General features: G+C 71.7%; 9 protein-coding genes. 3 read left to right on the plus strand and 6 right to left on the minus strand.

The window, feature by feature from the left end:
- Window position 1: 1 nt before the first annotated feature.
- Window positions 2-412 carry an MGMT family protein gene (locus ACFT7S_RS31765; RefSeq protein WP_382737672.1) on the minus strand — a complete coding sequence of 137 codons (411 nt, stop codon included), beginning with the start codon at window positions 410-412 and terminating at the stop codon, window positions 2-4.
- Between the two features lie 220 nt (window positions 413-632).
- On the opposite strand from ACFT7S_RS31765, the gene ACFT7S_RS31770 reads away from it, so the two are divergent.
- From ACFT7S_RS31770 to ACFT7S_RS31780, 3 genes are all read left to right on the plus strand, one after another.
- A complete protein-coding gene (locus tag ACFT7S_RS31770) occupies window positions 633-3419 on the plus strand; it encodes a lysylphosphatidylglycerol synthase domain-containing protein (protein ID WP_382737674.1) in 2787 nt (928 codons plus the stop codon).
- A 79-nt stretch (window positions 3420-3498) separates the two neighbouring features.
- Window positions 3499-5097: an alpha/beta hydrolase gene (locus tag ACFT7S_RS31775; protein WP_382737676.1), complete on the plus strand. Its 1599-nt coding sequence runs from the start codon at window positions 3499-3501 to the stop codon at window positions 5095-5097.
- Window positions 5098-5198: 101 nt separating this feature from the next.
- Window positions 5199-6770, plus strand: a complete 1572-nt coding sequence (locus ACFT7S_RS31780; protein WP_382737678.1) for an alpha/beta hydrolase — start codon at window positions 5199-5201, stop codon at window positions 6768-6770.
- A 66-nt stretch (window positions 6771-6836) separates the two neighbouring features.
- On the opposite strand, the gene moeZ is transcribed toward ACFT7S_RS31780, so the two are convergent.
- From moeZ to ACFT7S_RS31805, 5 genes are all read right to left on the minus strand, one after another.
- Window positions 6837-8015 carry an adenylyltransferase/sulfurtransferase MoeZ gene (gene moeZ / locus ACFT7S_RS31785; RefSeq protein ID WP_382737680.1) on the minus strand — a complete coding sequence of 393 codons (1179 nt, stop codon included), beginning with the start codon at window positions 8013-8015 and terminating at the stop codon, window positions 6837-6839.
- An 85-nt stretch (window positions 8016-8100) separates the two neighbouring features.
- A complete protein-coding gene (locus tag ACFT7S_RS31790; protein WP_382737682.1) occupies window positions 8101-8934 on the minus strand; it encodes a spherulation-specific family 4 protein in 834 nt (277 codons plus the stop codon).
- A complete protein-coding gene (locus ACFT7S_RS31795) occupies window positions 8922-9887 on the minus strand; it encodes an NAD-dependent epimerase/dehydratase family protein (RefSeq protein WP_382737684.1) in 966 nt (321 codons plus the stop codon). Before ACFT7S_RS31795 ends, ACFT7S_RS31790 begins: the two co-directional genes overlap by 13 nt.
- 147 nt (window positions 9888-10034) lie before the next feature.
- Window positions 10035-11474, minus strand: coding sequence for a hypothetical protein (locus tag ACFT7S_RS31800; RefSeq protein WP_382737686.1), 1440 nt, complete (start codon window positions 11472-11474; stop codon window positions 10035-10037).
- 34 nt (window positions 11475-11508) lie between these two features.
- Window positions 11509-13302 (minus strand): DUF3492 domain-containing protein, encoded by a 1794-nt coding sequence (locus ACFT7S_RS31805; RefSeq protein WP_382737688.1) that lies wholly within the window; start codon window positions 13300-13302, stop codon window positions 11509-11511.
- Window positions 13303-13310: the final 8 nt, after the last annotated feature.

Here is a 13310-nt window from a genome sequence, read left to right on the forward strand (position 1 = left end):
GTCAGATGTGAGCTTCCTCGCCCCCGTCGCCGCCACCGGTCGCGCCCGTGCCGCCGTCCCACCTCGCACGCTTCATGTCGAGGCGCGGAAGGTGCCCTTCCGCGCTGCGCGGCGCCTCGCGCAGCGGGGTGCTCTCCTCGCGGTAGTGGTCCAGGGCCCGCAGTTCGTGGCCGGGCAGCAGGGCCCCGTCGGCCCGCACCACCCGCCACCAGGGCACCGCGGAGCCGTACAGCGCCATCACCCGGCCGACCTGACGCGGCCCGCCCTCACCGAGCCACTCCGCGACGTCCCCGTACGTCATGACGCGGCCGGGCGGGATCAGGTCGGCGACGTCGAGGACCCGCTCCGCGTACTCCGGCAGGGCCGGGCTCACCGGCCCGTCGCCGCCACCACTCGTCCGGTTCTCGCTCATCCGGCACATCCTGCCGTACGCCACCGACACTGTGTCCTCGCTCGTTCCCTTCGGTCACAGCGCGTGCGGGTGCGGGCAAAGGGGCGTATGTTGCGCTTCGCGCGCCCATGCGATGCACCCTGATGCCCCCCTCTGTCCGCAGGCCGTGCCACCATCATGCGGGCGGTGACCGGTGATACGAGAACACGAAGACCAATCAGAGGCGACAAAGGAGCAGGGCGTGCAGCCACCGAAGGCGGCAGGCGCCTCTGATGCCGAGTCCCGCCCGGACGCGTCGGACACCCAGGGAAACGCATCGGCCACCCCGGGGCACGCGTCGGACCCGTCGGACTCTCCGGGACCCGCATCGGACGCTCCGGAACACGAACCGGGTGAACTCGCCGGGTCGACGCTCTCGACCGCGAGCGACGAGCTGACCGACCGCGTCTCGGGCGACGAACCACTGCTGCCGGCCCGGGTGCACCGTCCCGCCGACCTCATGCGGCTCCTCATCGGAGTCCTCGCGATCGTCGTGCTGTTCTCCATCGCCGCGTTCGCCCAGGGCACCACCACGGGGCTCGAGGACGACATCACCAAGGGCACGGACCAGGCCCCCGACCTGCTGATCAAAATCGCCGGACTGGTCTCCAGCATCGCCGTGCTGCTCGTGCCGGTCGCCTTCGCCATCGAGCGCCTCGTCAAACGTGACGGGCTGCGCATCGCGGACGGCGTGCTCGCCGCCGTGCTGGCCCACGGCGTCACCCTCGCCACCGACCTCTGGGTGGCCCGGTCCGCCCCCGGCACCATCCAGGACGCCCTGACCCAGCCCCAGCCCGGGGACGCGCTCACCGATCCGGTGCACGGCTACCTCGCCCCCGTCATCGCCTATATGACGGCCGTCGGGATGGCACGCAGACCACGCTGGCGGGTCGTGCTGTGGGTGGTGCTGCTCCTCGACGCGTTCGCGATGCTGGTGGGCGGCTACACCACGCCGTTCTCCATCATCCTCACCGTGCTGATCGGCTGGACCGTGGCGTACGGAACGGTGTACGCGGTCGGCTCGCCCAATGTCCGCCCGACCGGCCAGCACCTGATGGCCGGCCTGCGTCACGTCGGTTTCCGCCCGGTCGCGGCGATGCGCGCCGACGACGCCCCCGACAACCCCGACCACAACGACCGGGGCCGCCGGTATCTGGTCACTCTGGAGGACGGGCCACCTCTCGATGTGACGGTCGTCGACCGCGAACAGCAGGCCCAGGGGTTCTTCTACCGGGTGTGGCGCAGGCTCACCCTGCGCGGCATCACCCAGCGCCGCTCCATCCAGTCGCTGCGGCAGGCCCTGGAGCAGGAGGCGCTGCTCGCGTACGCGGCGATCGCCGCCGGGGCCAACGCACCCAAACTGATCGCCACGTCCGAGCTCGGCCCCGACGCGGTGATGCTCGTGTACGAGCACATCGGCGGACGCTCGCTGGACGCGATGGCGGACGAGGAGATCACCGACGACCTCGTACGCGGCGCCTGGCGGCAGGTGAAGGCCCTCCAGTCGCGGCGGATCGCCCACCGCAGGCTCACCGGCGACGCGATTCTGGTGGATCGTTCCGGCAAGGCGTTCGTCACCGATCTGCGCGGCGGGGAGATCGCGGCCGGTGACCTCATTCTGCGGATGGACGTCGCCCAGCTGCTCACCACCACCGGCCTGCGGGTGGGCGCGGAGCGGGCCGTGGCCGGTGCGCTCGCCGTACTCGGCCCGGACGCCGTCGCCGACTCGCTGCCGCTTCTCCAGCCGATCGCGCTCAGCCGCTCCACCCGGGCGACGCTGCGCAGGATCGCCCGGGAGCGCTCACAGCGTGAGCGCGAGGCCGTGCTGGAGGCTTCGCAGGCGGCCAAGCACGCCAAGGAGCCCGAGGCCGAAGCGGCGGGCACCGGCGACCGCAAGTCCGCGCGGAAGTCCCTGCGTACCGAGAAACAGGCGGAGAAGCGGGCGATCGACGACGCGCTCGACGAGGCCCGCGAGGAGGATCTGCTCGCGCAGATCCGCCGTCAGGTGCTGCTGATCCGGCCGCAGGCGCCGGTCGAACCGGTCCGGCTGGAACGCATCAAGCCGCGTACCCTGCTCAGCTTCATCGCCGGTTCGATCGCCGCGTACTTCCTGATCTCGCAGGTCACCGAGGCCGACTTCGGCACGGTCGTCGAACAGGCCGAATGGGGCTGGGTCGCCGCCGCACTGGGCTTCTCGGCGCTCAGTTACATCGCCGCCGCGATGAGCCTGCTGGGCTTCGTGCCGGAGCGGGTGCCCTTCGGCAAGACCCTTCTGGCGCAGGTGGCGGGGTCGTTCGTGAAGATCGTCGCCCCGGCCGCGGTCGGCGGTGTCGCCCTGAACACCCGCTTCCTGCAGCGCGCCGGAGTGCGCCCCGGGCTCGCCGTCGCGAGTGTCGGCGCCTCGCAGCTGTTCGGTCTCGGCTGCCACATCCTTCTGCTGGCCCTGTTCGGCTATCTGACCGGTACGGAGAAGACGCCGGACTCGCTCACCCCGTCGAGAACGGTCATCGCGGGGCTGCTCACCGTCGCGGTGCTCGTGCTGGTGGTGACCGCGATCCCCTTCCTGCGGAAGTTCGTCGTGACGCGGGTGCGGTCGCTGTTCGCCGGGGTCGTACCACGCATGCTCGACGTCGTGCAGCGACCGCAGAAGCTGGTCACCGGCATCGGCGGCATGCTGCTGCTGACCGGCCTGTTCGTGCTCTGCCTGGACGCGTCGATCCGCGCGTTCAGCGGTCCCGACGTCCCGCAGCTCAGCTACGCCAGCATCGCGGTGGTCTTCCTCGCCGGCAACGCCCTGGGGTCCGCGGCACCCACCCCGGGCGGTATGGGGGCGGTCGAGGGTGCGCTGACCCTGGGGCTCATCGCGGTGGGCCTGCCGAAGGAGGTCGCGGCGCCCGCAGTGCTGCTGTACCGCGTGATGACGCTGTGGCTGCCGGTGCTTCCCGGCTGGATCTGCTTCAACCAGCTGACCCGGAAGGGCGAGCTCTAGATCGAACGGTACGGGGCACGGGCCACTCGCATGGACCGCGCCCCGCGCGCTCCCCCGCGCGCCGCAGCACGATGGGTTCATGAGGACTTCCCCTGCCCTTCGTGCCGCCGCCCTCGCCGCCACCGCCACCGTGCTGCTGCCCCTGGCCGCCTGTTCGGACGATGGGGACGGCGACAGTCCGGAGCGTTCGAAGCCCTCACCGGCCTCGACCGCCTCCCCCGCGTCGACGGCGGACGAGCTGTCCTCCCAGAAGCTCGACTGGAAGCCCTGTCCGGCCCCGAACGAGGCCCAGGGCGGCGGCGACTCGCCCTCCCCGCTGCCCGGCGGATCGGTCTGGGAGTGCACCTTCATGGACGTCCCGCTCGACTACGCGAAGCCGGACGGCAAGACGATCGAGCTGGCGCTCGTACGGGGCAGGGCCCGGAACCAGGACAAGCGGATCGGCTCCCTCATCTTCAACTTCGGCGGTCCGGGAGCCTCCGGTATCGCCACTCTGCCCTCCTTCGGCACGGACTACGACCAACTCCGGAGCCGCTACGACCTGGTGAGCTTCGACCCGCGCGGCGTCGGCCGCAGCGACGGCGTCGAGTGCTCGGACGACGCCCGGCTCGACGAGATGTACGCGCAGGACGCCACCCCGGACGACGAGGCCGAGGAGAAGACGTTCGTCGACGGCTTGGAGTCGTACGTCGCGAACTGCGAGAAGAACTCGGGCTCCGAACTTCCCTACCTCGGTACGACGAACGCCGCCCGCGACATGGATCTGATGCGCGAGGTGCTCGGCGACGACAAGCTGTACTACTTCGGCATCTCGTACGGCACCGAGCTGGGCGGCGTCTACGCCCACCTGTTCCCCAAGAAGGTCGGCAGGGCGGTCCTGGACGCGGTGGTCGATCCGACCGAGAACGCCGAGCAGTCCTCACTCGGCCAGGCCAAGGGCTTCCAGCTCGCCCTGGACAACTTCACCGCGGACTGCGCGGAGCGCGACGACTGCACGCTCCCCGGCGCCACCGGGAAGGAGGTCGAGGCGTGGATCTCCGAACTCCTCGACCAGTTGGACAAGGAGCCCATCGAAGGGCTCGGCGACCGGCAGCTGACGCAGACACAGGCCACCACCGGCATCGCGTCCTCGCTCTACTCCCAGGAGACCTGGCCGCTCCTCGAACAGGGCCTCGACGAGGCGGACGGCGGCAACGGCGGGCTGCTCCTGGCCCTGGCCGACTCGCTGAACGGGCGCTCCGAGGACGGCCGTTACGACAACTCCAACGCGGCCAACGCCGCGATCAACTGCGCCGACTCCAAGGAGCGCTTCACGGTCGCGCAGACCAAGGCGGCGCTCCCCGACTTCCGTAAGGCATCGCCCGTCTTCGGTGACTATCTGGGCTGGGGGCTGATGGGTTGCACCGGCTGGCCGGTCGCGGGCGCCTGGGACACCCCGGACGTCAGCGCCCCGGGCTCGGCCCCGATCCTCGTCATCGGCAACACCGGTGACCCGGCGACCCCGTACGAGGGGGCGAAGGCGATGGCCGAGGAGCTGGGCAAGGGCGTGGGGATCGAGCTCACCTACAAGGGCGAGGGGCACGGCGCGTACAACAGCGGCGACGCCTGCGTGCAGAAGGCCGTGGACGGCTACCTGCTGAACGGCAAGGTCCCGGCGGCGGGCACCGTCTGCGGCTGAGCGACCGGTCGGGCTGTCAGTGGCGGCGATTAACATGGCCGCACATCTGTACCGCCCGGCGTGCGTTCCCACGCCTTCGGGCATCGGGGAGGGAACGCACCATGCGCGTACACGGACGGATTCGGCGGGCCGTCGCCCTGGCCGGGGCGGCTCTGCTGGTGACGGGGGTGCTCGCGGGATGCGATGCCGGCGCGGAACCGGAGGCTTCGGAGTCATCCGCCAACCGCCCCGCGCCGTCGGCCACCGCCACGGGTGAGGGCTCACCCGGTCTGCCCGCAGCTCTCACCTCCCAGCGCCCCGACTGGAAACGCTGCAAGGCTCCCGAGGGCGGCACCGACCCCGGCTCCGGATGGCGGTGTGCCACCGTCGACGTGCCGCTGGACTACGCGAAACCGGCCGGGAAGACGATAGGCATCGCCCTGATCCGCAAGGAGGCCCGGGACCAGGGCCGGCGGCTCGGTTCGATGCTCTTCAACTTCGGCGGGCCCGGCGGTTCGGGCGTCGAGATCCTGCCGCGCGCCGCCTCCTCGTACGAGAAGCTCAACTCCCGTTACGACCTGGTCGGTTTCGACCCGCGCGGGGTCGTCTCGAGCTCCGGGGTCAGGTGCCGCACCGACAAGGAGCAGGACACCACCAACCGCACGGTCGACATGACGCCGGACACCCCGGCGGAGGAGGCCGCCTTCGTCAACGACGGCGCGGCCTTCGGAGCGGGCTGCGAGCGCCGCTCCGGCGCACTCCTGCCGCACGTCGGCACATCGAACGCGGCCCGCGACATGGACCTGATCCGCCAAGTCCTCGGCGACGCCAAGCTCTCCTACTTCGGCATCTCGTACGGTACGGAACTGGGCGCGACGTACGCCCACCTGTTCCCTACGAGCGTGGGGCGGACCGTCCTGGACGCGGTCGTCGACCCGACGGCGGACGCGGTGGGGCACGCCAGGAATCAGGCGACGGGCTTCCAGCGGGCGCTGGAGAACTATCTGAAGGACCGCGGCCAGGACCCGAAGGCGGGCACGCAGCGGATAGCGCGGCTGCTCCAGCGGATCGACGGCAGTCCGCTGCCGACCGATTCGGGGCGCGGTCTCAACGAGTCCCTGGCGATCACCGGCATCGTGACACCGCTCTACTCCGAGAGCAGCTGGCCCTCGCTGACGGCCGCGCTGGACGAGGCCGAGAAGAGCCGCACGGGCAATGGGCTGCTCCAGCTCGCCGACGCGTACAACGGCCGTGACCAGGAGGGGCGTTACGACACCCAGAGCCACTCGCAGCGCGCCATCTCCTGTGCCGACACCAAGGCCCGGCCGACGGTCGACGAGGCCAGGGCGCTGCTGCCTGAATTCCGGAAGCTGTCCCCGGTCTTCGGACCGTTCCTTGCCTGGGACACGGCCGGCTGGTGTGCGCAGTGGCCGGTCGACGGTGAGCACGAAACGCCGGAGGCGAGTGCTCCGGGCGCGGGACCGATCCTCGTCATAGGCACGACCGGTGACCCGGCCACGCCGTACGAGGGCGCGCAGAAGATGGCGGACGAGCTGGGCGAGGGCGTCGGCATCATGGTCACCAACAAGGGTGAGGGGCACGGCGCGTACGGCGAGAGCGTGTGCGTGACCTCGACGGTCGACGACTACTTCCTGGACGGCAAGGTCCCGGCGGACGGCAAGACCTGCTCGTAGCGGCGACGCATACGAGAAGGGGCCGGTCCGCAGAGACGCGGACCGGCCCCTTCTCGTGCTGCAGGTCTAGTAGACCGGCTTCTCGGGCTCGATCTGGTGGACCCAGCCGATCACGCCGCCGCCCACGTGCACCGCGTCGGCGAAGCCCGCCGACTTGAGGACCGCGAGGACCTCGGCGCTGCGGACACCGGTCTTGCAGTGCAGGACGATGCGCTTGTCCTGCGGAAGGTCCTGGAGGGCGTCGCCCATCAGGAACTTGTCCTTCGGGATCAGCTTGGCGCCCGGGATCGAGACGATCTCGTACTCGTTCGGCTCGCGAACGTCGATGATCTCGATCTTCTCGTCTCCGTCGATCCACTCCTTGAGCTGCTTGGGAGTGATCGTGGAGCCGAGCGCCGCCTCCTGGGCCTCTTCGGACACGACGCCGCAGAAGGCTTCGTAGTCGATGAGCTCGGTGACGGTCGGGTTCTCGCCGCAGACCGCGCAGTTGGGGTCCTTGCGGACCTTCACCTGGCGGTACTGCATCTCCAGCGCGTCATAGATCATCAGCCGGCCGACGAGCGGGTCACCGATACCGGCGAGCAGCTTGATGGCCTCGTTGACCTGGATGGAGCCGATGGACGCGCAGAGCACGCCCAGGACACCGCCCTCGGCGCAGGAGGGGACCATGCCGGGGGGCGGCGGCTCCGGGTAGAGGCAGCGGTAGCAGGGACCGTGCTCGGACCAGAAGACGGACGCCTGGCCGTCGAATCGGTAGATCGAGCCCCATACGTACGGCTTGTTCAGCAGAACGGCCGCGTCGTTGACGAGATAGCGGGTGGCGAAGTTGTCCGTGCCGTCCACGATCAGGTCGTACTGGGCGAAGATGTCCATCACGTTGTCGGCTTCGAGCCGCTCTTCGTGGAGGACCACGTTCACGTACGGGTTGATGCCCAGCACCGAGTCCTTGGCGGACTGGGCCTTGGACCGGCCGATGTCGGCCTGGCTGTGGATGATCTGGCGCTGGAGGTTCGACTCGTCGACCTCGTCGAACTCCACGATGCCGAGCGTGCCGACACCGGCTGCGGCCAGGTACATCAGGGCCGGCGAGCCGAGGCCGCCGGCGCCGACACACAGCACCTTCGCGTTCTTCAGCCGCTTCTGTCCGTCCATCCCGACATCCGGGATGATCAGGTGGCGGGAGTACCTGCGGACCTCATCGACGGTGAGCTCAGCAGCTGGCTCGACCAAGGGTGGCAGCGACACAGGAACCTCAACAATGCAGGTGGTCGGTTTCTACGTACTTCGGCTACGTACGGTTGTTCTTGCGGTAACACTGCCACGCCCCCTCTCATTCCGAGATACCAGGTCCGATCCGCGAGACGATTTCGTCCCAGTAACTGGGCAGCGCCGTGAATGGATCGGTTTGTCCGCCTTCATGGACGTGGGCGGCCCGGTCCGTGAAGAAGATCGTCCCCGCCCCCTGCCAGCGGGCGATGCGCATGGCCTCGTCGAGGTGGGTGCGCGGGACGCCGTGCACGAAGTGCGCGAAGCGGCCGGGCGGGTAGGCGGCGGTCCACTCCGCCACCTGCGACCAGCGGTAGTCGGTCCACGGCCCCCGGAAGGTGACGAGCTGGTCGGCCGTCTCGGCGTACCCCGGATACGGGTGGGTGTCGTGCCCCAGGACGAGCCTGCCGCCCCCGTCCGCGCTGTCGCTGTCCGCCAGGAGGGCGGACAGCGTGCTGGTGAGCCTCCTGACGGCCGGGAGGTCGGCGCGCTCGGCGGGGCACCGGTCGAGGTAGAAGCCCCCGACCCGGTACCAGCTGACGAAGGACCGGGCGTCGGCGACGAGCTCGTCGAAGGGCCGGTCCCCCTGGGCGAGATCGAGGTGCCCGAGCAGCCTGCCCCCGGCGGCCCGGACGGTGTCGTCAGGTGCCTCGCCGCGCAGCGCCCGTTCCCTGGCGTTACGGAGCCGGCCCGCGGCCTCCAGGCAGTGCGGGTCGGGCCGGGCACCGGGCCCGTTGCCGATATTGAGGACCGCCCAGTGCAGCGGGGTGCCGGGCCGGGTCAGCTCGGCCCATTCGGTGGGGGCGAGCAGCGGGTGCGCATAGCCGGGAACGCCGAATCCGAGCCGGTCGCCGCCGCTGGTCCGCCGGGCCGTACCTGTGGTGGTCAGATGCGGCATGCCGCCTCCATCCAGATGTCCGCGAGGGACTCCTCCAGGTTGATCCGGGGACGCCAGCCGAGCCGGTCGCGAGCGGTGCGGACATCGGCCTGCTGCCAGGCGCCGCAGCCGTCCGGGTACGGGGACGGGGTCGCCGAGAGATGTTCGACGACGGTCTCGACGGAGGCGCGGGGGGCGCCGATCGGGAGCCGGGACGGCGGGGTGTCCAGTTCGTGGAGCGCGCCCGCGTAGCCGGCGACCCGGGCGAGGACGGCGGCGGCATCGCGGAGCCGGACGGCCCTGCCCGTACCGATGTTGACGACGCCCTGGGCGGCGGAGAGCGAGGCGGCGTGGACGGCGCGCGCCACGTCGCGCACATCGACGAAGTCGCGCTGCACGCCGAGTCCGCTGAGCTTGAGTTCGCCGTCGCCCGACTGCATGGCCCGGCGCATCGCCTCGGCGAGGCGGCCGAGCGGGGAGCCGGCGGGGGTGCCGGGGCCGACGGGCGAGAAGACCCGCAGCACGACCGCGTCGAGGTCGGAGCCGAGGACGAGTTCGGTGGCGGCAAGTTTGCTGACCCCGTACGGGCCGCCGGGGCGGGGGACGGCGTCCTCGGCCGTCGACGAGCCGGGCTGCGAGGGCCCGTACTCGGCGGAGCAGCCGACCTGGACGAGCCGGGCACCGCAGCCGCTCCGGCGCAGGGCCTCGCAGACGGTGGCGACGGCGATGGTGTTGTGGCGGGTCAGGTCGCGGGCTCCGCCGCGGGTGGCGCCCGCGCAGTTGACGACGACTCCGGGGTGGACGGCGTCCAGGAAGCGGGTGAGCGCCCCCGGGCTGCCGCCCGCGAGGTCGAACCGCACGTCGGCGTCGTCACCCCGGCCGAGCGCCGTGAGGTGGACGGCCGGGTCGGCGAGCAGGCGGTCGGCGACGAAACGGCCGAGGAATCCGTTGGCTCCTAGCAGCAGCACCCTCATCGTGCGCCCCCTGGGTGCCGACGGCGGGCTGCCGGTGCGGGGGATTGGCGGGTCATGTCCGGTTTCTCCTTGAGGCTGTTGTCGATATATACGGTCTGCGAGGGGCCCGTGGCGTCGGCTCCACGGGAGTGAGGCGGTGGATCGGTGTCACTTCGTGTCCGCTCGCGCCGTGGCATGAGCGGATGCCCTGGAGAGGGCGACCGCGGCGTGGATCAGCAGCCCGAGGGCCGCCGCGCCGCAGGCGAGGGTCGGTACGGCTCCGGTGCCGGCCGCCGCGACGACGGCGTCGACGGGCCGGGCGAGGGGGTCGAGACCGGGCAGGCGCCCGGCCAGGATCAGGGTGGGCGCCGCCACCTCGACGGCGCAGGCGGCGGCGAGGCCGGTGGTGGCCGGCTCGGGGAAGCCATGGACGGTGAGCAGGCGGGCCAGGAAGAGCAGGACCCCGAGCGCGGGAGCCGCGACGGGCACGCCGCCCCCGTACGTGAGACCGGCGAGGGACAGCAGGATGAGGAGCGCGCACAGGAAGAGCGCGACGACTCCGAGGAGTACGGGGCGCACGCCCGCGCCGAACTCCTCCAGTGCGCGGCTGCCGGCGAGTTTGCGGTGTGCGTGTACGGAGAAGAGGTGCGCGCACCAGGCGGCGGGGGCGACGGCGAGCCCGAGGCCGAGCAGCGGGGCGGGGTCACCGGCCCAGCCGCCGTCCGGGCCACCGCTCATGACCTGGGCGAGCAGGCCCTCGCCGTACATGGCGTAGCCGAGGAGCCAGCAGCCGTACACCGTGGCCGCCCCGATGGGACGGCTCTCGGCGCGCAGGGGTCCGCGGCGCAGACAGGCCCGCAGTCCGAGGAGGACGAGAAGGACTCCGGCGCCCGTCACCGCGGACCGCGCGCTCCCACCGATTACCCCTTCGGTGACCCGGAGCACGCCCACGGTGGCGAGGCAGGCGGCGCCCGGCAGCAGCGCGAGCAGCGTCCATCCCGCCCGGGCCTCCGTGTCGCGCCCGGCGCGCGGGGACAGCGGTGCATCGGGTTCGCGCACGATGCCGGGGGCCCTGGCGTACAGCTCCTCGGCGAGCGAGAAGACGTCACGGTGCCGATAGCGGGCGGCGGTGCGGTCGGTGAGCCCGTGGGCCTCCAGTCCGGCAGCGATCTCCAGCGGATCGACGGCCCGCTCGCAGAGTTCGCGGTGCCGGTGCATGAGCGACTTCACGGGGTCGGCGGGCCCGCGCCGCGCCGTGGGTTTGCGGGCAGTGACGCCGGGGGCGACCTCGGAGGCCCGGTGGAGCGGGACCGGGGCGGGGGCGGAGTCGGGCGCCGAGTCAGGAGTGGGGTCCTCGGCGCCGGGGCTCCCAACGGGCGCGTCAGCACCGTCGAGTTCGGCGGCTTCGGGCTGACCAGCGGGCTGTACGGCGGCTTCCGGGTCCTCGTCGTCCGCAGCCCCCTCCGGCAAACCCCAAGGGGGCGCGGACATCTCGGTCAGGTCCGAGACCGAGGTCGCGTAGACCAGGGCCTCCGAGCGCGGGTCCCAGCCCCCGTCGGCGCGGGGGGCGGCAGGCGCGTCCAGGGCTTCGGTCGTTGGTCGGCCCATCGGGGGTCCTCCATGGTCATGGCCGGTCTCGTGGTCACCCATCGCCGTCCCCCGCCCCGGTGGCGGCCGAGCACATGCCCTCGGGCTCGGCGGCCCGGCTCGGCCGCCGGGCGGCGCCCGAGCCGGCCGGAACCGCTGCGGGAGTCTGCGAGGCCGTCCAGTGGCCGAGCACATGGGCCTCGGGCGGGGTGGCGAAGGGGCGCGGTTCGCCGTCGGCGTCGGCTTCCCTCCACGCGGGGGAGCGCGAGATCAGCTCCAGGTAAATGCCGCGAAATGCCGCGAGGTTCTGTTCGACGGTGAAGAGTTCGAGCGCCCTGGCGCGCGCCGCCGCGCCGAGGCGTGCACGGCGCTCGGGGTCGCGCAGCAGTGCGATGCAGGCATCGGCGAGCGCCCGCGGATTACGCGGGGGCACCACGAGCCCCGTGCCCCCGATGACCTCGACGACCGCGCCCACGTCCGTGGAGACGGTCGCCCGGCCGCAGAACATCGCCTCGACAAGACTGATGGGGAAACCTTCGACGACGCTGGACAGGACGATCACGCCGCCTGCCGCATACGCCTCCGCGAGGTCGGGCACGTCGGGGCCGCCGATCTCCTCGAACGAGACCGGGTTGTCGCCCACGGCGTGCGCGCCCGTGGCCTCGTCGGGGAAGAGCTGGGCGGCCAGGGCCCGGCAGGTCGCAAGGTAGGCATCGCCCTCGGTCCCCTGCGCCGGTGCGCCGAAGATCCGAAGTCGGGCATCCGGTTCGGCTCTGCGCACCTCGGCGAAGGCGTGCAGCAGGGCGATCAGGTCCTTGGCGGGCTCGATCCGGCCGACCCACACCAGCGTGTCGGGGCCGCCGCCGTCGTCGCTCTCCCCCACGCCCCGGAAGCGGTCCGCCGCCATGCCCGGGTAGACCGTGCGCAGTCTGGCGCGGTCGGCGCCGCACCGCTCCTGCCAGCGGCGTACATGGGTGTTGCCGGGGGTGATGATCGCGGCCTGGCGGTAGACCTCGGCGGCGAGCTGTCCGTGGAAGTTGGCGAGGAGCGCGCGCACCGGCGCCGTGAACGGGTCGCCGGGTGTGGCGAGGTAGTGCGCCCGCAGATGCACGCCGTGCTCCGTGACCAGCAGCGGCACTCCGAAGAAGCGTTTGGCCAGAAGCCCGGGCAGGGCTGCCGCGCCTCCCGAAGCCGCATGGCAGAGGTCGACGGCGCCGAGGCTCTCCTCGTCGTACCAGTCGAGGGAGAGGGGGCGCAGCACCCGCTCCAGTTCGGCGGCGAAGGTGAGGAGATCGGGCACGGTGGCGGTCTGCACGGTCCGCCCGGTGCCCCGTGCGCGGCACGCCGATTCCAGGATGCGCAAGGTGGTCTCGGAGCGGAGCGCGGTGTGCAGTCCGCCGCGTTCCCTGGCGAGTTCGGCGAGCCCGTACAGGGCTTCCGTGAAGCGTGTGCCGGCCGCGCTGCCCGCTCCCGGGTCCGCCGCGGCGCCCGTAGCGCGGTCGTCGGCGGCGCAGACGGTGGTGGCGAGCGCCGTCAGGTGCGCCGTGAAGCGTCGGCGTTCGCGGCGCCCGAAGGACCGTCCGTCACCGGTCAGAACCCTGGCCAGCAGGCCCTTCGGGCTGCTGCCGCGCAACGCGTCGTCGTCGGAGGTCCACAGGGGGGCCGTGCGCACCCGGCTGATCTGGGGCGGGAGCCTGACCCAGCCCTGTTCCTCCTGGTGGGCGGAGCGGCTGAGCGCGTAGAGGTCGAACTCGTGCTGGGGAAGACCGCGCACCAGCCGGTCGCACCAGAGTCTGGACTCACCGGTCGCATACGGATAACCACCGTCGGTGAGCAGTCCGATCCGCACGAGTACAC

It is taken from the genome of Streptomyces sp. NPDC057136 (assembly GCF_042670885.1).
Lineage (GTDB): Bacteria > Actinomycetota > Actinomycetes > Streptomycetales > Streptomycetaceae > Streptomyces.